Source organism: Pantoea sp. App145 (genome assembly GCF_047947045.1).
In the GTDB taxonomy this organism is placed as follows: domain Bacteria; phylum Pseudomonadota; class Gammaproteobacteria; order Enterobacterales; family Enterobacteriaceae; genus Pantoea.
Genome location: NZ_CP133293.1, coordinates 45,553 through 68,096 on the forward strand (window position 1 = coordinate 45,553; position 22,544 = coordinate 68,096).

The following is a 22,544-nucleotide window of genomic DNA, read 5'->3' on the forward strand; positions in this document are numbered from 1 at the left end:
CGATGCTGACTCACCTTCTGATACTGCTGCTGTTACTGGTTCCGTCTGTGGCGGAATCGGGCACCCTGGATGACATTGCCCGATTGGAAAAAAAGAAAGAGAAGATACCGCCGTCTCCGCCTGCGGAGCCCGTGTCGGTCTGGTTCCGTCTGGCTGATGGTCGCCCGGTAAATATCAGCCACTGGCAGATTGTCCATTTCTTGCGTTCCGACTGTGTCCATTGCCATCGTTTTAACCCGGTACTGAAGTCGGTCGCCAGGCAGACCGGGCTGAATGTATTTGTCTTCAGCTTCGACGGGATAGGCGATGAGGTATTTCCGAAGGTGATGCCGGTGAATGAGAGCGTGGTGAAGGATTTTTTCGCTGAACTGCCGCGGGCAACCCCGACCGATTTCCTTATCAACACGAAAACGCTGGTCACGATTCCACTGTCGCAGGGGGATATTTCCGAGGAAGCACTGAAGCAGCGACTGATGGAGACATTTGCTCTTGCAGCCCAACTGGAGGTTCTCTGATGAATAGCCGCAGGTCTCTTTTTTATTTCACCACGGCAGACACCATCGTGCGCGATAGCTTCAGTGATGCATTCGTCAGCAATCTGACGTGCCACCTTAAAAGTATGAAGAAGATCGTGATGACCTGCTATCGTGCAGGCCCGGCGATCACCGAGTTAGTTATTCATACTCACGATGAAAGTCTGTTCTGCCTGACCATTTGGCAGGGAGATCTCAGTGTGAACGCAATGACAACGGACGACCTCCGTCTGGGACACAAGGAAATCTCTCTTCCTGACGCCGCTGATATATTCGCACTGGTAACGACGCTGGCCCGTTATGCCGGGCTTTCACCTTCGCTTAATACGGATAACGAGTCATCTTCATTCTTAGTGTTCAGTTCATAGTAAATAGCCAGCTGACGCAGTTTTGTTATTTCGAGGTTTATTGCAGTTTTCCCATTATTAAGTTCCTTTTCAGATACGATGGGGTTCAAAAGAAATATGCGGAAATATCTGACATCAGCTGTGCTGAGTATTTCATCCACATAATGGCCGAAGCGACTTGCATTCATGATGTCTTTGCTGACATACAGATTAATAGATTTGTCTTCATGTCTGTCAAAGAAGTTAATCAGAAATCCTTTGCCATAGCGCTTGACCAGTTTTCCACCACCATAAACCACACCATCATACTTGTTGGTCAGACCGCTTTTGATGTGGGTGATGTAATTATGTAAATAGACCTGACCGCGGTTAACGATATTTATCCTCATTGCACGGTATTCATCTTCAGGGAGTCTTTTTGCTTCCTGCCATGAATCGATCAGGCGTTGCAGCTGGTTAGTGCGTGTGTATCTGCTCCAGCCAGGATTTTCAGTGGTATCCGATGAGGGATTACTGGGCTGAGTATTCGGATTGCCATCATCCGTAGCTGTGAGTGATGGGTTCGATGAACTATTGACATCGTCAATTGAGGGATCAAAGCAGTTTATATAGTCATGTAATTTCTGCCTTGCTTTTCTCTCCTTGTAATCCTGTTCAGACTCGTCAGGGCGTTTTTCCTGCACGGTATCTTCGGTGAACTGAAGCCATTCACAGCCAAATTGATGGGGAACATGAGAGCGGAAATGTGCTTCTTTGAATTTGTGACCATCCTCAGCCTTAACGTGATAGTTAACGCCGGTGATGCTGACATTACAGTGGCGATCGCTGCAGGAGAACTTAAAACGTTTCCTTTTATCTGGCAGCGCGGAGAAATACTCCGTTCGGGCTTCGTCAATAGAAACACTACGATCCAGTTCATGACAGTAAGCAAATAATACTTTTGTATTGGACATGAGTGCTCCGCATATTATTTCTGATTGAGGTTATCACATGAATTATCAAATTACGGCCGCGACAGCAAGTATCAGTCTGTTGTTATCCATCGGCTCCTATGCGGATGTGCAATCAGATATCAATAAATTCTTTGCCGAGATTGGCGGTGGCAATTACACACAACCTGCCGCCTGGCAGGGCCAGTCTGCTGGTTATCTTACTGGCGGTAACCTGTTTATCCGCACCCCGGTGCGCAATATACAGCTTATCTCCGTCACGCTACCGGATATTAAGTCCGGCTGCGGAGGCATCGATGCTTACCTTGGATCGTTCAGTTTCATCAACAGCGACAGCATCAAAATTATGGGCAAGCAGATCCTGAGTAACGCGGCAGGTTATGCCTTTGATCTCGGGCTGGAGACCATCTGTCCGCAGTGCAAATCCGTGAAGGATTATCTGCAGAAGCTGGCGGCAGATACCAACAATATGAACATTTCGACCTGCCAGGCGGCGCAATCATTCGTGGGTGGCCTGTGGCCTAAAACCCAGGCCGCGAGTACTCAAATCTGTCAGGACCTGGGCACCCGGCATGACGTGTTTTCGGACTGGGCGGCCTCGCGCCAGGGTTGTGGTGTAGGCGGGCAAACGGACAGCGTGTTCAGTAAAGCCACTGAAGAAGAGAAGCGGCGTATTCCGCGCAATCGTAATCTCACCTGGGACTCGTTCAGCAAACTGAATCAGTTCTTCAGCAACGACCGGTTGCTGAAGGAGTTTCTGATGTCGATGGTGGGCACGGTGATGTATGACGACAGGGGCAATCCGACCTTCCTGCAACCGCGCGGCGGCAGTGAGTCCATGTTCAACACGCTGCTCAATGGTGGTACGGAAAAAATCTATCGCTGTAATGACAGCGACACCTGTCTGTCGCCGGTGGTCGCCAGTCTGACCCTGGCGGAGCAGGATGGCATGACAGGGCAGGTGCGCAATATGCTCAACGATATCTTCGACAAGAGCCGCAGTGATATGGCGTTGTCGGAAAACGAGAGGGCGCTGATCAGCAGTACCCGTGTTCGTATCCTGCGCTACACCATCGATTCTGCCTCGGTCGGACTGGATCAGAGCGTGGTCAGCAGCCTGGCTGAGTACATTGCTGCCGACATGGTGATGTCCTATATCAACGGACTGATCGATGTGGCGTCCAGCGGAGCCGCAGGCACGCTGGACACCGAAGAGGAAAATAAACACTTTCGCGAGAATCTGCGTCAGGTCAGAAACGAGCTGAGTCAGCGCGTGGCGCGCATCCAGGTGCAGCAGAATGGCCTGGCGGAGTACGATCGCAGCCTGCGTGAGATCCGGCAGCAGCTCTCAACATCACTGTCCGATCATATGATGGCCAGCTATGAGTTCGGGGGCTGAGTGATGGCGCTCGATATCTGGGTGGTCAGTGCTGGCAGCATGATCACACTGGGCCTCAATGCCGTCGCCACCCTGATGCAAAACGGTGGCTGGCGCACGGTGCTGTGGATTGCCGAATTGCTGGGGGTGCTGCTATGCGCATTTACCTACATTCGCAGTCACGATCTGAAGGTTATGTTTGCCTGGGGGCTGACGTTTACGCTGGTGACGGCACTGCTGCTGACGCCAAAAGTCACTGTCATCGTTAACGATCTGACGGCGCCGGAGAATATCGGGCGCGTTGATAATGTACCGGTGGGGCTGGCCGCACCGCTTTACCTGATTACCGGCATCGGTTATACCCTGGCGACCACGTACGAAGACACTTTTCACTTCCCGAACGAACGCGCATATACCAGAAGCGGGATGATGTTTGCCTCAAAGTTGATGCAGGACAGCTTCACCATCGACAGCCGGGATCCGGTACTTGCCTTCAATCTGGTGGAATACACGAAGAACTGTGTGGTGCCGGATATCATGCTCAACCACAAATACAGTTACCAGGATGTGATGGAGTCCGGTGAGGTGCAGGCGGTGATTTTCAGCCAGCCGAGTCCATTGCGCGGGGTGTACTGGCGTGATGCCAGTGGCAGTGCCTTTATGTTCTGCCGCGAAGCTGCTCCCAAACTGAAGGCTCTGTTGCAGGCGGAAAGCAGCAGCACCGGCACCACCTTTATGAACCATGCCGTGAAAATGCTGCCGGGTAATAACGCGCCACAGACAGTATATGCCGATCAGTTGGCAGGATCTTACAGCTATTTTTTCAACAGCAGTAAATCGGCCCAGGCCATCATGCTGCAGAACATCGCGGTTGCCGGGCTGCGACGTGGCATGAGCAGTTATATGAAAGGGATGAGTGATACCGCCTCGATGGTGGATATCGCTTCGGAAACCTCCCTGATGAAGCTGCGTTTGTCCCATGCTGTCAGCTATGCCATTGCTACCGAAGTGCTGCCGCAGCTGCACACGGTCCTGCTGCTGTTCAGCGTATGCATTTTCCCGGTGATGGTGCTGGCGCTTTACGTGCGCGAACTTGCATGGCCGGTTTGCCGCAGCTACCTGAATTTTATGGGCAGCCTGATGCTATGGCCCATCATGTTCGCCATCTTCAATTTTGCCGTCAACTTCAGCACCCAGAACAGTTTTCACGCTACTGGCCCGACGCTTTCCAATATGAACCGCCTGATGGAGACCAGCTCCACAACAGCGGGTATCGCTGGCTGGCTGATGATGTCGATCCCGTTCCTCGCCTTCAGACTGTTTACCGCGCTCGGCTCCGGTTTTGCCAGCCTCAGTTCCAGCTTGGGCAGCGCACTCAGCAGCTCAGCGTCTGCTGATTCGTCGGCCGTTGCCTCCGGGAATCTCAGTGCTGGCAACGTACAGGTGGATAACGTTAATGGCTTCAAGACCAACCTCAATCGCGACTACCGCGAGGGAATGACAACGCAGCAGCTGGGTAACGGGGCGCTGGAGTCGCAAACCACCAATGGTCAGACGGTGTTTGATACGTCCGGAGCGATCAGCCGGTTGCCGGTCGATTTGCATCTTGATCGCCATCTTGCCAGCACAGCCCAGCAAATGACGCGTGACAGTATAAGTCAGACAGAATCAGCATTGCAGGGATATAACCATTCCCTGCAAAAAAGCGGTTCTCAGCTGAGGCAGTTTCATGAGCAGTATGGCAACAGCGATTCCAGCACGCTCTCGGCCTCGACAGGCCTGAGTATTACCGAAGCGGAGAAGGTCAGCCGGATGCAGAACGTGGCGGAAGATTACGCCACCCGCAACCATATCAGCCTGAACCAGGCCTATTCAGAGCTGGAGGATAAATCCCGCAGTCTGGCCGCCAACGCTGGCGTTCGGGGACAGGCCGGTATCGACAGCAGCAAAGCGCTGTGGGGCAGAGCAGGACAGTGGATAACCGGCGCATCGGCGAAAGGGGATATTCATAGCGGCATAGAACTGACCGGACGAACGGGATCCCATTCGCAGACAACGGACAGCGGTAGCAAGGGGTTGGACACTTCACGGACGCTGTCAGCCCGGGAATCGCTGGATTTCAGCCAGGGTATGGATGTGCTGCGCAACTACAGCCTGACCTATAACGGCCAGCACATTGATAACAATGCGGCAGGTCTGATGCACCAGGTTTCATCCGGTATCACAACTTCCGACAGCCAGTATCAGCAGTACACCGCCAGCCTGTCCCATACCCACGAGCTGCAGCGTATGGCATCTGAAACTGAGACGCTCAGCGCAGGAGCGAGAGAAAACTATACCCAGCAGTTTGTGGAATGGGTCAGGCAGAAGGATCCCGGGGATGCGCAGGCCATCCTGACCAACACCGCAGATCCCGGTGTCGCCCGGCAGCGTGAGGAGAGGGTACAGGCGTTTGTGCAGGATAAACTTCAGGGCCGCATTGGTGATGATTATGCCCGCCATGCCGGGCAGACAGGACAGGGGATGGTGATACCCGTCAACGCAGCAGAAGCGCAGTTTGGTCTGGCATATGAACAGGCTGGTGAGCAGATCGATGCGGGTCATGCGCTGCATAATATCCGCACCGATGTGAAGAAAGAAGTTGATGCTCAGCAGACGATAGTGAAAGATAGAGAAAACTATACTAAAGGTGAGTTTCTGGAAGGGGGAAAGATTACGGATGCAGGTAAAGCTGAGCGCCAAAGTGATGATGGAATCACATCTAAAAATTACGAGGATAACGAACATCTTTCTCGGTCTTCCCAGAAGAATATGCTTCCTAAGGAATTGAGCGACTGGTTGCATAAGGACGATAAAAAATAAATTAACTAACTAACGATCATTTCATTGGTGATTTATATGCCTCTTACATATAAGAAAATACAATTTGAAATTAAAGAGATCTCGCTTGATATAATCTATTCTCAGGAAGTCGTCCCCGGAGTGCTGGCACATATCAAGCTGACTTTGTTGCCGATGGCTTTGTACTTTGGATTCTATGTTACGTGTGCATTTACGGATGTTTTTATTCAAAACATATGGTTGGGGTTAGGTTTGATATCACTGGCTTTTTGGACTTTCCTGACGATTTTTGTCAGTGGCTATCGATCCCTTTTTTCTATGCTACCCGCCGATGCATTTGATAAATATGAAATCCTTAAGCTATATAAAAAGAAGGTCATAATTTATTATTCAATATGGCTATGTTTCATCGTGATGGGTGGTTTAGTCTCCGTGTTTACCATGTTAAATATACTCCCCCTCGTCGCAATGACGTTGCTATCAACAATAATCCTTTCTTTGCTATTTCATCTGGATATTTCTCGCTATCAGATATCCAGTTTGTTCGGGGCGTTAAGTGCAGTCAAAGAGAGCATTAGCGATGACTGACCAGGTTCAGATTTCTGGCTGACTCATCTCTCATTCAGTTAGCTTATTCCCCCATCACTCCTGACTAAGGAACAGTCCATGAGCCTCAACGCCCGTGATTTCACCCAGGGCGGGCAGGTAATGAAATACATGATCGGCATGTTTTTGCAGATCATGAATATCGCCTCTTACTGGGTTGTGCTTTTCTCCGTGCTGGTCTTTTTATCATGGATGCTGCTGCGGTTGACCTTGCAGGAGTTCATCCACGGCAGCGCCTACTGGTTGATCAAATGGTTTGTCATCCCTCTGCAGGCGCTGAGTGGGCGCGCATCAGGTGGCAGCTGGACATTCCATTTTAAACGGACCAATGGTGATGTCGTGGCGTTCAGGCGAACTGCTGCGGAGGTCATGTCTGATCCGTATTTTGTGCAGATGGGGGAACAGGTCAGTGATGCCGCTTTTTATGGCTGGGGACTTGCCACCTTCAGTTTCCTGGGAGCTTTTCTCGGCATCACCTGGTTCCTTGGTCGGAAAGGCGCTAAACAACGCGAAAGCGAAATAACCGGTGGCCGTGTACTTGCCCGGAACGTCAGAGAGGTTAACCAGCTGCTGGAAAAAGCCGGTATGCAGTCACTGCTGAAGATCTGCGGGCTGCATCTCCTTAAAGACTCTGAAATGCAGAATCTGGGTCTGCACGGAACCGTTGGCACAGGTAAGAGTACCGTCCTGAATGACTTACTGATGCAGCTGCGGAAACGAGGTGACCGGGTCATCATCTATGACAAAGGGAATAACTTTATCCCCCTGTTTTACCGGCAGGACAAAGACAAAATTCTCAACCCCTTTGATGCCCGCTGTGCGCCCTGGGATTTATGGGCAGAATGCCAGTCGGTTGCTGACTTTGACAACTTTGCCACGACCTTGCTGCCGGACAGTGGCGGTGGCAGTGATCCATTCTGGGTGCTCTCTGCGCGCGCACTGTTTGTTGCAACAGCACGGCGTGTAGCAAAAGACAAAGATCGTAATATCGCATCTCTGCTGAAAAAACTGATGTCCATCAGTATGGTGGATTTGCGGGCCTATCTTCAGGGAACCGATGCTGCAAACCTGGTGGAAGGCAGTATTGAAAAAACTGCCATGACTATCCGTACTATCCTCACCACCTATGTTCGTTCCCTGCGCTATTTGCAGGGGCTGGATGAGCAGGGGCACCGGCCTTTCAATATTCGTGACTGGCTGGCAACGGAAGATGCCGATGGCGATAACCCGTGGATATTTGTCTCCAGTGATGGCCGTCACCATGCCGCCATCACACCGCTGTTATCTGCCTGGCTCCATATGACCATGACCAGCATCCTGGGTCTGACTGCCAGCCGATCCCGACGAATCTGGGTAGTGTTAGATGAAATACACACTCTGCACAGACAGCCTGTCATGCCTGAGTTTTGTGCGGAAGGACGAAAGTTCGGCGCCTGCATTATTGCCGGGGTGCAGAATTTCCCGCAGCTGAAGGAACAATTTGGTGCCAACTTTGCGGAATCCATCTGGGATCTTCTCAATACCCGCATCTTCTATCGTGCGCCCAGCGGCACAGTAGCGGAATGGGTGCGCAATGAGATTGGCGAGTGTCGGCATAAAAAGTTTCGCGATCAGTACAGTTACGGCATCGATATTATTCGCGACGGGGTGCAGTTCTCTAAAGACGAGGTAAATGAATACCTGGTCAGCTATTCCGATGTGCAGAAACTGAATGATCTGGAGTGTTACGTTACCCTGCCCGGTGACTGGCCGGCAGTCAGAATGAAACTCCGGCGCAGAGAATATCGGGTTATTGCGGAGGGACGCATCGACAGATCGGTGGAAGATCTGTTCGACCCGGAACTGGAAACACAGCTGGCTGGTGGTTTTAACGATGTGCCGATAAATAACCTGGTAACTAAGGTGTTTGACGGAACCGCTGTTACTGCTGCATCAGAAGAAGCGGATGGCCGGGATAACAGCACTTTGCCTCCTGTTCCGACACCCGTCCCGGTACAGGAAAGCGATCAACCTTTGCCTTCGGAACAGGCAACTCCGCCTGCATACATGCAACCCATTGAAGATCTGAAGCATCACGCTCACCAGCCCGATTCGTGGGACCGTTTCTGAGGCCATCCATGCTGTCCGTATCCGGTGTTAAAAACGCCTCAAAGGCGGCTGCCTACTATACGGCAGAAGACAACTATTACTTCCTGGGTGACCAGTCTACGCAGTGGTACGGCATCGGTGCAGAGCACCTTGGGCTGAAAGGGCCGGTTGTTCGCGATACGTTCACTGCGGTAATGGAGGGACAGCTGCCGGATGGAACCGACATGCGGCACATAGAGAATGGTGTCAATAAACACCGGCCGGGCTATGACCTGACATTTTCAGCTCCAAAGAGCGTTTCTGTACTGGCGCTGGTCACTGGAGATAGCTTCCTGGTAGAAGCCCATAAACGCGCAGTAAGTCGCACCCTGGATGAGGTGGAGAAGCTCACGACCACACGAACCATGTGCGACGGCATTACCAGTATGGAGCGTACCGGGAATCTGATCATCGCCCGCTTTACCCACGATACCAGCCGGAATCTGGAGCCGCATCTGCACGAGCATACAGTGCTGGCCAATGCCACACGGGCCGAAGGCGGGTGGAAAACCCTCTCGACAGATATCACCGGTAAGCAGGGGTTTACCGATGTGGTGTGGAAGCACCAGGTCAGCATCGGCATGCTTTACCGCGGTTTCCTGCGGGAAAATCTGACTGAAGCGGGATATCCGATTACCACGACAGGTCCGAAGGGCGAGTGGGATATCACCGGCGTACCCGTGAAGCCGTTCTCATCGCGACGCCAGGAGATCCTCGACCTGGTCGGCGCTGACGCGAGTGCCAGACAAAAAAGCATTGCTGCGCTGGATTCGCGGGAAGCGAAGCACTTCACCAATATGGAAGCGGTCCGGGAGCACTGGCAGGTCCGGCTGGCTGCCACAGGATTTGACCATCAGGCATTGATGAGAACGGTTATGGCTAACCGCGAAAAGGAGCGGGCAGAAACGGGTGTGATATCACCAGGGCTGGAGGATGCAGTCAGGCAGGCAATTGATCGTTTGTCCTGTAACAGCGTGCGATTCACCTGGGATGACGTCATGACCAGCGTACTGAGCCATGTACCCATTGAGCCAGGTGTTTACGGTAAAGCCCGCGCGGCAATTGATAACGCCATCGGGCGAGGTCAGATGCTGGCGGTGAATAAACACCAGACGTTATTCACTTCTGCGGTGCATGTCCGGGATGAAGCCCGCCTTGCACAGCTTGCTGCTGGGCTGGCGGAAAAAAAAGGCGGTTTACTGGCACCCGCCGGTGAGAAAGGAGCCATGGCTCAGATCGCGGATGCGAATCGCGCGGTGAGCCTGATTGATGTCAGGGGAGGCACTGCGTTTATCGGTGAACTGAGCCACAGCGTGATGAAGATGGCAGAGCGTAACCAGCGCTCGTTGGTGGTGGTGGCAGCCGATGGTGCGGCGCTGAAACGCCAGGCTGCGATATTCAGTAGTAACCCGGATGTCATGCTGATTACGGCTGACAGATTTCAGGCCCTCCCGCTGCCGGATAAATCTCTCGTCCTGGTCAGTGAGTCAGAACGCTTCAATACCTCTGGCCTGCATGATGTGCTGAAAACAGCGGCACAGCAGGGTGCGGTGACGGTGGTGACTGACACCCATGCCCGCCGTGCCACCGGCTTTGCTTCAGAAGTGCTGCGGGCTGCCGGCGTGGTGAATTTCACAGCTTCGCCGAAAACTGAAAATGTCAGTATCACCCTGGTGACCAGGGACTCGGCTGAGGATCGACTGTCTGCTGCGGCCAGTTATTACGCACAGCAAAGGCTGCAGGGAAGAACCGCCGTCCTCCAGGCGGGGAATGCGCGTATGCGGGAGCAACTGACAGCGCGTACCCGAGCAACTCTGGCAGAAGAAGGGGTGCTGGGTCGCGTGATTGGCGACGTAACGGCACGAATCCCGGTGTGGCTCGATGCGTCTAACCGCAATGATCGTCGTAGTTATCGCGAAGGTATGGTGCTGGAACATATTCAGAGGAACGGTCTCATTGACAGTTTTACCGTTACCGGCATCAGCGAAAAGCTGAACCTGCTAACTCTTTCTGATGATAAAGGACAGGTACATGGGTTAAAAATCCGCGATATTGACAGCGGATGGCGACTTTTTCGTGAAAAAAAGCTGCAAATTCGGGAAGGCGAACAGCTGCGCACCACTGCTTTTCACAGCCCGAAAGCGCCCGGCAGTGAAAAACTCACCGTTCTTCGCGTCAGACAGGGTAACTGGCTGTTTAAAGAGAAATTTGTGATGGAGAACACAAAAGGAGAGACGCTGCATATGAACGGGAACGCGCCTTTATATGTGGATTACGATTACGTGGAGTCGTTCGGAGCGACCCGAAGCACGAGTGGCAGCGTCATTGCCGTGCTGGCCGCAAAGGAAGTTACAGATCCAACAGTCAATCTTCTCCGGCGTAGCGGTGACAGGGTGATTGCCTTTACCCCGCTGGATGAGAGCACCATCAACCGTCGCCTGGCAGAAAATCGCCCGTCAGTGACTGTATCGCAAAGCCTGAGAACTGTGTCCGGAACAGACTGCATTAAGCATGCCCTGCGTAGCATCGAGGCAAGCAGGATATCGTATCCGGAACGGGCCATGCGTCTGGCGATTGAAAAAGCCACGGGTACGGGCGTGACCTTCAGCGGGATAGAGGTCATGGCTGAGGTGACAACCAGCGAGAGCCATATCAGCCTGGAACGTGCTGAGCAGGAACTGCTTAGGCTCCAGACGCGAAGGGATATTTTTCCACTGGCTGCGGAACAGGGCGCAGCCGGGAGTTTTATCACGCGTGAGAATTTTGATAACGAAGTCACCATCCTGAGCCATATCACGGAAGGAAAGCGTAGTGTGCACCCACTATCGGCTTCCGGCGTCAGCCAGCGGGAGAGTGGTCAGCTGACCGGGGGGCAGCTACAGGCAGCACAACTTATCCAGACATCAGTAGACAGAATTACCGCCATTCAGGGGTATGCCGGTACCGGCAAAACCACACAGTTTCGTACCGTAGCAGCAGCACTCAGGCAGCTGGAAAACCCACCTGAGATTATCGGGCTGGCACCGACCCACAGGGCGGTGAGTGAACTGAGCGAGGCGGGGATCTCTTCACAGACAATAGCCAGTTTCCTGAGCGAAAGCAGCCAGTGGCAGGCAGCCGGGCAGTCTCGTGATTACGGCAATACGCTGTTCATTATCGATGAATCCTCCATGAACGGGAATGCGCAGCTGGCTTCCCTGCTGACGATCATTACTGACGGAGGTGGTCGTGCGGTGCTGAGTGGTGACCGTGACCAGCTTAAGTCACTGGAGTCCGGTGTACCTTTCGCACTTGCTCTGGACCGCAGTGCTGCGGACAGGGCGGTGATGCAGGAAATTGTTCGTCAGGTTCCTGCGCTGCGGCCTGTCGTTGAAGCCATGATTGCAGGCAATGTCCGGGAGGCCCTGCGTGTCGCAGTCGCCACGGTACCGGTAGTGGTGCCACGCCAGGAGGGTGCCTTTGTTCCGCCAGCCAGCACGGTTGATGGGAAATTGTTGATCACGGCTGAAGAGGATGGAGCCGACCTGCACGCGTTGATTGCGGATGACTACTGCGGTCGGACGGCTCAGGCGCGTTCAGATACGCTTATCGTGGCCGAGCTGAACAGTGACCGTATGGCGATAAATGACGCGATTCATCAGCGACTGAAAGAGGATGAGGTACTGGGTGACAGTGTCACGCTACCGGTGCTTATCAGGGTCAATAATACCCACGCTGATCTGGGTCTTAATGCATTCTGGCAGAGGCAGACCGGCAATGTCATCAGGATGGGCGAACACTATTACGGCATTGGTACGACCGATACGGACAGCGGAGTTATCAGAATGAACGGGTTGGATGGCCAAGCCGATCGCTGGGTGAGGCCAGCTGAACTGCGTAAAGAGGACGTAGCCGTTTTCCAAAAGCAGGAGCGTGAAATCAGTATCGGTGAAAAAGTCAGGCTCACCGCGACCGATCGTGAGCGCAATCTACGGGCAAGCGATATGGCCGTTATCAGCGGCATCACGGATGAAGGTAAATTGTTGCTTGATACCGGTGGAAGAATCCTGACTCTCGATCCGGCTGGAGCGCACACCGATCAGCATATCGATTATGGCTATGCCGTGACGACTTACAGCTCACAGGGTGCCTCCATTCCTTATGTCATCGCGCTGGTAGGGGCCGAAGGGAGCAGAAGGATGATGGCAGCGCTGGACAGCACCTACGTAGCGCTTTCCCGTGCGAAAAACCATATCCAGGTGTATGCAGATGACATGAATAAGTGGCTGTCGGCGGTCGCCCACCACAGCGGAGAGCGCGAAACCGTGCACGATGTGCTGATGCGGGCTGAGGATATCCGCGCCGGGCGTGAAATGCATTTGTGGAACAACAGCCTGCCGGTGTCGGAAACGCTGCTGGCGGCTAAAACCGAACCGCACCTTACAGTTGATGCGCGATTTTTGTCAGGTCGGACTCCGGAACTGCTCTGGCCGGTGATGAATTCATACGGGAAACAACGGGGTAACTGGCATGTGCCAGTTTCTCCCGCGACCGGCCTGATGGATTTCAGCCGTGCTCACTATAAGGGGGCAGCGGACGGTGAATGCATCGTTCTGCAGTCGGGTGAACCTCATGCAGAAACGCTGGAAGCCGCGGATATCAGGGAAGCGACCGCGATGATGGTGGCGCATCCCGGTAGTCAGATAGTGCTGGTTACTGACTACAGTGAACGTTCAGATGAACAAAAAACGGCGGCTGCAGAAGAAGCCGGTGGTGAGGAACTGGCGCGTAAGGAAGACGAAGCGCTTGAAAAGGCCGTCAAAGACGCTGCCCGGATGGAGAAGGATGAACATATCCCGGATAGCACAGCGGAAAAAGAACACATGCTGGCAGAGATTGACCAGGAAGACCAGCCGGCAGACACCCTGCTCGACAGGGACAGCGAATGGGCAGACGTCATGAATCACGCCCCGGATATGGATAAAGCCGAAAAACACCCCTTCATGAATGACGAGGCAAACATCTCTCGCCACTCCCGTAACGAGCATACCCCTGAACTGTTGCCGGAGCGTTCTAAAACGCTGGAGTAACCCCATAAAAGGAAAACCCCGAAAATCTTTCCTGAGTTTGGCGACCTGGAAGATTAACGGGGCTGTCTTCAACCACACAGGACATATTGCCCTGTGCCCAGAGTATAAAATTATGACCGGAAAAATGGAATATTTTCTGTGCACGCTGCTGTTGAGCGGCGTAAGTGCAGGTTATGGTGGATAAGTTAAATACTGCCCGGCAGATCCGGAAGCGTGCAGATCGCCGCCATCGTGGAATGCATTCAACAGCCTGCAAGTGTCCGCATCCGGAATGGTTTGCACCGAAAGATTACCGGCCTCTTCCGGGTGAACTGGGGCATGCCATGCGGCAGCTGGTTATCAGGGATAAAGTGACCGGGATCCGACGGCTGCGCAGAAGGGTATCTCTCGATCCTTACTTCGTCTTTCTGCGCAAAGCGGCAGGGCGGGTACGTAATTTCAGACCGGAGCGGCAGGCATTGATTGATTCCATTTTCCCGCTGCTGGTACAGCGTGCTGACCTGGCAACCTGGATAGTGACGGTGAATGTAGGACGACTGGCGGCAGAACTGAGTGAAAAGGATGAGGACGGCAACATCATTCCTGAGACTCGGGTAGAGCCATCACGTCTGTCCCGACTTTTACCGGAACTCGCCAGGTTCGGGATCATCGAAATACCGGATCTTGAGTGGGACCCGATAGAGAAGTACTGGATGCCCCGACACATCAGGCTGACCGAACGCTTCTGGCAGTTGTGTGGGGTAAACATGGATAAGTTACTGGCGCAGCGTAACGCCCGTCTGGAAGCTGAAGGTCGGACCTATGCTGAACCTGGTACGATGGCTTCTGTTCGGGAAGCCCGTAATCACTGGTATGAAAATGCACGGATAAATACGCTGCGTCAGCGGCGTAAGAATGTCTTGCGAGGGAAGCGAAGAAAACGTCTGGCTTTGCTGTCTCTGGATGAGAGGAGGTATGTTATGTCTTCCTGGCTTATCAGGACACTGCCAAATCATGAGCTGTTCAATATGGATAGTGACAGCTTTGATCGTCTGGTCTGGCAGTATCTGAACTCTCTGGGGCTTGGTATTACTTACGAAGCCTGCGTTTCTGATTCAGTTCAGTAAATTTTCAATTTTCATTGTACCGCCTTAACTGGCGGTGAAGTTGTTTGCCCAGTAATGGAGAATTGAAAATTCTGCCAGTTCTGAGCATTTCTTTCATGCATTCAGGGAAGATGTCTTAAATGTTCTGCTTTGTCCACAGCTAGCTGCAAACGATGAGATCAGGATTTTTGCTCACAGTTTAATCCCTATCAGCAGTACATTCCTGACCTATGGTCAGTAGAAGAAAATATCTAATTAACAATTTTTTATTCGGTCAGACAGGATGAAGAACAAGCCTAATCATCTTAGTGTTTAGGTTAAGAGAAAGGATTGCTGATTTCAGAAAGTAGACAATCAATCACATTACTGTGTTTGAAAAAGGAGGGGGCTCGCAGAGTAAAAAAATTTACTGCAGTAACTTTGTCAGTATTGCCTGACACGTAGCGGCTCTGTAAACAGTAAACCCTAAAAATGCCTCTGCGATGTGTTACATTATACTTTTTTCACATTAATTCCGGCATCAGTGATAAGTCTGATTACTTCATTTTTCTCAACATAACGACCGTGAATGCCAACAGTATTGATGTTCATTTCGATTTCGATAGCTGCCCGACTGGCCTGCCAGGAATCCTGCCAGCATACCCAGGCGTTTCCTGTAGACGGATCATCATAAACATTGCCATTTTTCAGAAGATCATAACCCTTATCATCGGCCCATTCTTCGAAAACTGTTCTCATCGATTCAATCATCTGCCGTCCTTCAATAAAAAGTAGGGACACCTAATGGATTTATGATTATAAACCATATGTTTTAATAGATAAATATATGGTTTATATCTTGAGGTAAGTAGATTCCGCTATTTAATAATCAATTGAAGGCTCTATCAAGATTAAAATTAGATAGACCATTTATCAGTTTGGGCATAAGGAAAAATGCTATCATTCTTTCTTAACATGATCCCAAACAGCGCAAGCGAGCAGATGTAGTAGGTAGGCCCACGCAGCAGAAAATACGCATCCGAGCAATCCAAGATAAAAAAGTAAATCTGACACTCCTCCACAAATTAGCAAAACCGTTGTGAAAACAAGAACGCACCAAAAACCCTTCAATACATAACCAGACAATGTTTTAAAGTCATTCACTTTGCTATTCCTAAGAAATTAATTCCAGTCTTCAAATCATCGTGCTCATTTTTAGTCTCGAGAGATTACACATTAACACTGCTCATCTCAAACTTATTCTGCTGCAGCGGGAGTAAAGGTTAAAATGCGGGGCGTATTATGATACGAAGTAACTTAGAACCCCACATTAGTTACAACAAGCAAAAGACTATTACGTGTAAACACCGACCCAAATCCAGCACCTTGCCCCTCCACGCAAGTCCCGGAGAAAATCCTTAGCATCGAGCCCCTCTCAGACAGGGATCAGGGTGTTCTGAAATTCCGAGTGCTCATTAACAGGCCGCCCCGCCGGGCCGTAGGCCCGTATGTGTTTAGTTTCTGTGAATGTCTGTTGTAACTAAGCCTCTAACCTTTTCTGTCCTTTTGAACAGAAAAGGCAAGACCCCGGAAATCACTGCTTACGTGTCGCAAGCGCCACGAAATCAGCTCACCGGGGCGTCGGGCTTAGTGTTAAGTAAATTACGACAGACAGGTTGTCAGGCTTATCAGGGATAAGTCGGCGATCAACTCAGCTCTTCTGAATCGGAAAGATATCCCAAAATTGAACTTAGCAAATTTACCGCATTTGATAATCATGCTTATATTATTCAATCGATTTAAACTGACAGGAGAAAGTGACATGAATGATAACAGACCCGTTCCGTGGCCATGGGCTGAAAGCATCAGGGATGCTTATAACAACAGAAGATAATGAAATATTATGGCCCCGGTCTGTTTCCAGTCGTCAATCGCTTGGAAAAGAACTCATCGGAAAAACCTGTCAGATTTATCGTAAAGGCGATTTACTCATTCAAAATATTGTAGAAGGGCGCATTACTATCTGCCTTGATGAAGAGGGAAAAGTTATTGATGTTTTTGAAGAAGCGACACTTGATGAGAAATGAAGGTAGAACGCTAAGGGTTTTTCAGACAGGAACTCCGTGGAAAACCAGCAGATATGTGAATGAGATCGATATCTGCTGGCCTGAACCAAGTGTTAACAATCGGGAAGTGGCAAAAAAGAGCTTTTTAAATCAGGAAATCATCCAGAGATTTACCGCTTTCGATTGCTGCTTTAATCGGAGCTGGTGTACGTCCCTGACCAGTCCAGTTTTTCTCCTGGCCATTTTCATCGGTATATTTATACTTGGCCGGGCGAGGGGCACGTTTAGCACGCGGTTTGCCTGTGCCTTGCAGGGAGCCCAGCAATTCAGTTGGGTCAATGCCTTCTTCCAGAAGCATTTCACGATATTTAGCCAGTTTCTCGGCTTTCTCGCGACCGGCTGCTTCTTCCGCATGACTTTCTTCACGACGTTCAGCTACAACAACACTGAATTTTTCCAGCATTTCTTCAAGATCAACAAGTGCCAGCTCACGTGCCTGCGCACGCAGTGTACGAATATTATTTAGCGCTTTAAGTGACTCACTCATGTCCGTCTCCAGAATCTGGGTTATAGAAAATCAACTAATAATGTCCTCATGATTATGAAGACTGCTTTGATTGGATTATATACAGCTGGTACATTACAGAAAAGTAGAAGGTAATGCAATAAATGACAAAAAGTCTGATTTTTATTCTGGTTCGTTAGAGAGTTCTTTAAATTACCTTAGTTACTCTGTAACCGGACTATTTGTATCAGAAAAAATCTGAATTACTGCAAGGAAACGTAATTTTATCTATGATTCAGGACTGTAAACGAAGTCACAAATCATTCACGATGATAAAATCCCATTTCTCCTGAGATGAATGGCGAACGATTGTTCTCGTTGATTAAGTAACCTCCTCCCATTCATACGATAAAAAACAGATTGATCTGGCAACAAAGATAGTTGATTAAAGGAATACAATGCAGATTGAAGATTTGTATCAAAAAATCGGACAAATCGTTTTTAGCTGTGGTCCGGACAATGCTACCGGGCTGTACGTAAAAGCAACACTATTTCCGGAAGAGGATGGTGGTGAATTTGAATTCGATTACCTGGACGCAGATAGTGAACCAGACTGGTTTGATCCTGATCCGCTTGCCGTAGCCGACCTGTCTGATGCACTAAGAGAGTTACAACGCATTTTTATCGAAGAAAATACGAACAGGGGTATGGCAATCTGGACCAGATGCTCGATTACTGTGAATGTTGCTGAAGAAAATATCGACATCGATTTTCAATATGAATAACCCCATCAGCGCACAGGTCGGGGCAATACTGGAGCAGTTCTTAATTACAGGGAGGGGTAACGTGTGATGACTGAATCGATAACAGAAAAATCGGGGCATCTGGCATGGTGCGCTCTGGTTGCTCTTGAGCTGGCCAGGCATGACGGACAGGTAAGTTCCGAGTCTCAGGAGAATATTTTTCTGACACGCTGGCTGGCCACTGCTCTCAAACAACATCGTTTCCCACGTGAAGTGGCGACAGATATTCAATGGTTACTGAAGCAGGGCAGGATGCTCGGCATAAGAGCCAGACTACGGCATAAACTCGATTATCTCTGGCGCTCATGCACCGGCGACCTGACACAACAGAATGATTTATTCCGTCTGACCTATGCGATCGAAACTGCCAAACAAATGCAATGGGTATATCGGCTACTCAGTGACAGAGAGTGGTCCGGGCGCAACGCTGTACCGATAAACCAGAATGTAAATGGTATTTATCTGCCCCGAACATCACTAAATACAGCGTTCGATGATGAAGGCAGGCAAATTACCCCCCTTACAGCAAGACTCACTGGCAACCTGGCAGGGCTGGATAAACTGTTAAACCGTTGTGGATGGCGTCGTAAACTTGCTGACGGGGACAAATCCTCATCGGAGTATTTGCTTTTGGCCAACGCTGAAAACTTCGGTTCTGTATGCCCGGCTGATGGCCCTTAAGCATGTACTCGGGTTGGGTGGTTATAAGAGGGCGACAGGGGTATGTTCAACAGGCTGCTGTCATATTTCCGGGTTTTCAATTCTGGCTATTAGATTTTCCCCATGATTACGTATATTGCCGACGGCCCGACTCACCGGATGCCAGGCAAATGCTGTTTCAGGAAGAACACCATGGTGAATGATCTCTTCAGCGCGTTCTGAACGGGTTTCATTACTCAGCCATTCCCGTACTGCGTCTGGACAAAGTGCCAGTGGCCGCCGATCGTGGATGTCGACCATGCCCTGATTACTGTCCGCCGTGACAATCACGAATCCTTCATGGCCATGATCTTCATTACATGGTGCCTTGCCAATAGCAGCAAAAAATAGTGGCTGCTTATCGGCGCGATATATGAAGTAGGGCTGTTTTTTATTTCCCTCTCGTTTCCATTCGAACCAGCCATCAGCTGGCACTATCGCGCGGCCGTGATTCCAGAGCGGCTTAAACATACGGCTGGAGGCGGCTGTCTCGCCGCGGGCATTGATGAGAGGCTGCTTCTGCCACCATTCCGGACCGTAACCCCAGAATACAGGGTCGAGGAATAGACCTTCATTCCTGGCATTAAGCAGCAATACCCGTGTACCGGGGGCAACATTGAAGCGCCCGATCGGCTCAGGGTCATAAAGTATCTCATCAGGCCTGATACCCGCAGCTTCAAAATAATCATCCCGGCTGCGGTACTGGGCGAAGCGTCCACACATAGCCACCTCCTGATTAAAGGATAGCGCTATACAGACTCCGGCAGGGCAACGCGATACGGGATATTACTGATTCGTTTTATCTCATGGGTTACCACACCCACTATACGTATATCTTCCGCCAGGACCTGACCGCTATCAGTGACGATACGCCATGGGTTAATAAGCATCGTTCCCCATTCATAATTACCGGATATCTCCAGCAACACTCTGCTGCCATCACCAGGGGATTTGTACTCGTCAATGATGCAGCGCTCTCCGCCACACTCGACCAGATAACAGGTTTTGCTGGTAGGCAGGATCTGCGCCAGCTTTTTCATCACAAACGTCACTTCGCGACGGGCAGTTCGGCATACCTTGTTGTGTATGCCGGAGATAACATTTCCCGTTTCATTGCCCATGCTTTCTGAATCCCCTGTCCTGCGAACCATATTTTTCCCTTCCCGCTTTGATTGAGGCCGTCAATGACGCGCATCAGCGCCTCACTGTTGGCCTGTGGACTGTATTCGTCAAAGAGATTGAGCTGCGCCACGCCCTGTCTGAAAAAATCCCCCAGCATTACGCCAGCTTTCATGTAACGATGACCGTCAATCCAGATACGATCGAGTGCATCCATCGCAACACGCACAATGTCACGCGTATCATTTGACGGAGTGAGCAAGCGGCCCGTCGCCTGGTTGCCGTAAAACACTTCATTTTCTGCATGCGGGCTGGTGCGCAGAAAAACGGATATCTGCCGGCAGTATTGCTTCTCTTCACGAAGCTTTTCAGCCGCCCGTTCGGCATAGGCACACACGGCCTGACGCATATCCATATAATTCGTGATGCGGGAGCCGAACGATCGTGAGCAGATAATCTGCTGCTTTGTCGGGGCATACTCTTCAAGCGCAAGACAGGATTCGCCACGCAGCTCCCGTATGGTTCGTTCCATCACCACAGTAAAATGCTTACGCATCACCCAGGCGGAACTCTCTGCCAGCTCCAGCGCAGTTTCGATCCCCATCAGATTGAGTTTTTTACCAATACGGCGTCCGATCCCCCAGACATCATCCACCGGAACCTGAGCCATCAGCTTTCGCTGCCGATTAACATTTGACAGGTCAACCACACCGCCGGTTTTACTCCACTTTTTAGCGGCATGGTTGGCCAGTTTCGCCAGCGTCTTTGTCGGGGCTATGCCCACGCCAACGGTCAGATGCGTATCCCTTGACACCCGTTCCCTGATCATCCTGCCAAACGTTTCCAGCTCCATGCAGTTACGTACGCCGGTCAGATTCATGAAAGCCTCGTCAATCGAGTAAATCTCAACGGAAGGGGCCATCTCCTCAAGCGTGGTCATCACGCGCTTGCTCATATCGGCATTTATGTGGAATGGAAATACCACAGCTTTAAGGGTGACGTTTTAGTAGTAACGACGATGGATCGCCTCGGACGCAACGCAATTGATATCAGAAAGATCGTTGAGCTGCTTTCTCCGTCAGAAATACGGCTACACTGCCAGACGCTGGGTGAGGTATAACTCGTCAGCCCGGCACGAAAGATGGCTATACAGTTAATATCTGCGGTTTCTGGATTAGAATGTGATCTGATACCTGAACGTACATATGCTGGTATCGCGTGGACTAAGGCATTCGGAAAACGTTTCAGGCGCCCGCATGTTATGGATGATAGATAAACCTGCGTCTCAGTGAAGGGAAAAGCATCAGCGTGATCGCCCCTGAATTTAACATCAAACGGCAAATCATCCTCAGGGTGATAGCGGCAATGTAAGACGCTGATGCTCGCCCGCGAGTTGCATCTCAGTAAGTGTCCGCTTAAATCCAATAGTGAATGTTCGTATTTAATTATGTAGTTAAAGTAAATTTCAAACCGCTCTTTTTAACATCGATCCTTTTTGAAACCCTCACTTTTCTGAAAATATTTAATACTAATCAAATTTCAGTATAAATATATTAAAATAAGAATTTTCCAGTTGCGTGGAGGGGGTGGGAATGGAGAGGGCATCTACTGGGGCGACTTTAGCCCCTTTACTGACAGGAGTCATCGGCGAAGCCGTACTCGAACTGATAGATCGTGGCTTAATTGTTAGCAGTGAAGACATCGTGACCATGCTGGAAAAGAAAAAGCGTGTGTGCGAGCTTCCGGCGGTCACGCGCGTCATTGATGATGCGCTTTTCTGGATGCGTAAAGGTAGCTCCGGCTAATTTTTTGCAAGGGTCTAAGGGAAGGCCGGATATCAATAAGCGATATGCTTTTCTTGTGCTGTTGTAGAGAGAGGGGAGGGGGGCATTACGTAACAACCTTCAACGCTGAGTGTCTGATGCGTAGTTCTGATCATTTGACACTGGTTTGATCGGCAATCCTAATAACTTCGCCTTTTCGCAGCACGCGGGAATAGGTCAGCACCAGGCCGCTCATGGCATGGTTCATCACGCCTGCCGAGCCCAGCGTCAGCATCAGTCCGAAGAAAACGCTAATTCCTTTGAAGGCGAGCGAATTAGCGCCAGGTAAAAACGGATACGCCGCCGATAAGGCGAATAACCAGATGACAACGCTGATGAGTTTCCAGGTGACGCCAACGGTATCCGGATGCAGGCCCGGCAGGTGTAACTGCCCGGTCTCAACGCGTCTTAGCACCAGCCGGAGCAATCGCGTCACCAGCGTCGTGATCAGAAAGATGACAACAACAATCAGCATACCCGGCAGCACGGAAAGGATTGCCAACCCGAGACGTTGCAACAACCCTACCGCATAACCTCCCAGCTCCATGCTCCAAATCCGCGTCCATGGGAACAGCCGCAACACCCAGCTCATATTTCTCCCGGCCTGTTTCGGC

General features: G+C 50.9%; 17 protein-coding genes and 3 pseudogenes. 13 read left to right on the forward strand and 7 right to left on the reverse strand.

Going from position 1 to position 22,544, the window contains the following annotated elements; all coding sequences use genetic code 11:
* Window positions 1-2 precede the first annotated feature (2 nt).
* Together trbB and RCF31_RS25135 are read left to right on the forward strand one after the other, a co-directional pair.
* Entirely contained in the window at window positions 3-515 is a 513-nt protein-coding gene (trbB, locus tag RCF31_RS25130; RefSeq protein WP_416414387.1) for a type-F conjugative transfer system pilin assembly thiol-disulfide isomerase TrbB, read from the forward strand.
* Window positions 515-901, forward strand: coding sequence for a hypothetical protein (locus RCF31_RS25135; protein ID WP_416414388.1), 387 nt, complete (start codon window positions 515-517; stop codon window positions 899-901). The genes trbB and RCF31_RS25135 overlap by 1 nt, the downstream gene beginning before the upstream one ends.
* Here RCF31_RS25135 and RCF31_RS25140 read toward each other — a convergent pair.
* Window positions 832-1,833, reverse strand: coding sequence for a hypothetical protein (locus tag RCF31_RS25140; protein WP_416414390.1), 1,002 nt, complete (start codon window positions 1,831-1,833; stop codon window positions 832-834). The genes RCF31_RS25135 and RCF31_RS25140 overlap by 70 nt on opposite strands.
* 37 nt (window positions 1,834-1,870) lie before the next feature.
* Here RCF31_RS25140 and RCF31_RS25145 point away from each other — a divergent pair, with 37 nt between their 5' ends.
* From RCF31_RS25145 to repA, 6 genes are all read left to right on the forward strand, one after another.
* Window positions 1,871-3,229: a conjugal transfer protein TraH gene (locus tag RCF31_RS25145; protein ID WP_416414392.1), complete on the forward strand. Its 1,359-nt coding sequence runs from the start codon at window positions 1,871-1,873 to the stop codon at window positions 3,227-3,229.
* 3 nt (window positions 3,230-3,232) lie between these two features.
* The gene (gene traG / locus RCF31_RS25150; RefSeq protein ID WP_416414394.1) at window positions 3,233-6,070 is read left to right on the forward strand and encodes a conjugal transfer mating-pair stabilization protein TraG; all 2,838 of its coding nucleotides are present in this window, start codon (window positions 3,233-3,235) and stop codon (window positions 6,068-6,070) included.
* A 36-nt stretch (window positions 6,071-6,106) separates the two neighbouring features.
* Window positions 6,107-6,637, forward strand: coding sequence for a hypothetical protein (locus RCF31_RS25155; protein WP_416414396.1), 531 nt, complete (start codon window positions 6,107-6,109; stop codon window positions 6,635-6,637).
* A 78-nt stretch (window positions 6,638-6,715) separates the two neighbouring features.
* The gene (gene traD / locus RCF31_RS25160; protein ID WP_416414397.1) at window positions 6,716-8,764 is read left to right on the forward strand and encodes a type IV conjugative transfer system coupling protein TraD; all 2,049 of its coding nucleotides are present in this window, start codon (window positions 6,716-6,718) and stop codon (window positions 8,762-8,764) included.
* An 8-nt stretch (window positions 8,765-8,772) separates the two neighbouring features.
* Entirely contained in the window at window positions 8,773-13,851 is a 5,079-nt protein-coding gene (gene mobF, locus RCF31_RS25165; RefSeq protein ID WP_416414399.1) for a MobF family relaxase, read from the forward strand.
* Between the two features lie 173 nt (window positions 13,852-14,024).
* The gene (gene repA / locus RCF31_RS25170) at window positions 14,025-14,957 is read left to right on the forward strand and encodes a plasmid replication initiator RepA (protein ID WP_416414400.1); all 933 of its coding nucleotides are present in this window, start codon (window positions 14,025-14,027) and stop codon (window positions 14,955-14,957) included.
* A gap of 471 nt (window positions 14,958-15,428) precedes the next feature.
* On the opposite strand, the gene RCF31_RS25175 is transcribed toward repA, so the two are convergent.
* Window positions 15,429-15,686, reverse strand: coding sequence for a hypothetical protein (locus RCF31_RS25175; protein WP_416414402.1), 258 nt, complete (start codon window positions 15,684-15,686; stop codon window positions 15,429-15,431).
* A 1,055-nt stretch (window positions 15,687-16,741) separates the two neighbouring features.
* On the opposite strand from RCF31_RS25175, the gene RCF31_RS25180 reads away from it, so the two are divergent.
* A complete protein-coding gene (locus RCF31_RS25180) occupies window positions 16,742-17,002 on the forward strand; it encodes a hypothetical protein (RefSeq protein WP_416414403.1) in 261 nt (86 codons plus the stop codon).
* 124 nt (window positions 17,003-17,126) lie between these two features.
* Here RCF31_RS25180 and RCF31_RS25185 read toward each other — a convergent pair whose 3' ends face one another.
* Window positions 17,127-17,528 carry an H-NS family nucleoid-associated regulatory protein gene (locus RCF31_RS25185; protein WP_416414405.1) on the reverse strand — a complete coding sequence of 134 codons (402 nt, stop codon included), beginning with the start codon at window positions 17,526-17,528 and terminating at the stop codon, window positions 17,127-17,129.
* A gap of 416 nt (window positions 17,529-17,944) precedes the next feature.
* Here RCF31_RS25185 and RCF31_RS25190 point away from each other — a divergent pair, with 416 nt between their 5' ends.
* Both RCF31_RS25190 and RCF31_RS25195 read left to right on the forward strand, forming a co-directional pair.
* Window positions 17,945-18,271: a hypothetical protein gene (locus RCF31_RS25190; RefSeq protein ID WP_416414407.1), complete on the forward strand. Its 327-nt coding sequence runs from the start codon at window positions 17,945-17,947 to the stop codon at window positions 18,269-18,271.
* Between the two features lie 66 nt (window positions 18,272-18,337).
* Window positions 18,338-18,970, forward strand: coding sequence for a DUF2913 family protein (locus tag RCF31_RS25195; RefSeq protein ID WP_416414536.1), 633 nt, complete (start codon window positions 18,338-18,340; stop codon window positions 18,968-18,970).
* 60 nt (window positions 18,971-19,030) lie between these two features.
* On the opposite strand, the gene RCF31_RS25200 is transcribed toward RCF31_RS25195, so the two are convergent.
* From RCF31_RS25200 to umuC, 3 genes and pseudogenes are all read right to left on the reverse strand, one after another.
* Window positions 19,031-19,711 (reverse strand): SOS response-associated peptidase family protein, encoded by a 681-nt coding sequence (locus tag RCF31_RS25200; RefSeq protein ID WP_416414408.1) that lies wholly within the window; start codon window positions 19,709-19,711, stop codon window positions 19,031-19,033.
* A gap of 26 nt (window positions 19,712-19,737) precedes the next feature.
* A complete protein-coding gene (locus RCF31_RS25205) occupies window positions 19,738-20,031 on the reverse strand; it encodes a hypothetical protein (protein ID WP_416414409.1) in 294 nt (97 codons plus the stop codon).
* 5 nt (window positions 20,032-20,036) lie between these two features.
* A pseudogene (gene umuC / locus RCF31_RS25210) lies at window positions 20,037-21,068 on the reverse strand (translesion error-prone DNA polymerase V subunit UmuC); the annotation flags it as partial.
* 33 nt (window positions 21,069-21,101) lie between these two features.
* Here umuC and RCF31_RS25215 point away from each other — a divergent pair.
* Both RCF31_RS25215 and RCF31_RS25220 read left to right on the forward strand, forming a co-directional pair.
* Window positions 21,102-21,478 (forward strand): annotated as a pseudogene (locus RCF31_RS25215) (recombinase family protein); the annotation flags it as partial.
* 221 nt (window positions 21,479-21,699) lie between these two features.
* Window positions 21,700-21,912, forward strand: coding sequence for a hypothetical protein (locus RCF31_RS25220; RefSeq protein ID WP_416414410.1), 213 nt, complete (start codon window positions 21,700-21,702; stop codon window positions 21,910-21,912).
* A 148-nt stretch (window positions 21,913-22,060) separates the two neighbouring features.
* Here RCF31_RS25220 and RCF31_RS25225 read toward each other — a convergent pair.
* Window positions 22,061-22,522: pseudogene (locus RCF31_RS25225) on the reverse strand (mechanosensitive ion channel protein MscS); the annotation flags it as partial.
* Window positions 22,523-22,544: the final 22 nt, after the last annotated feature.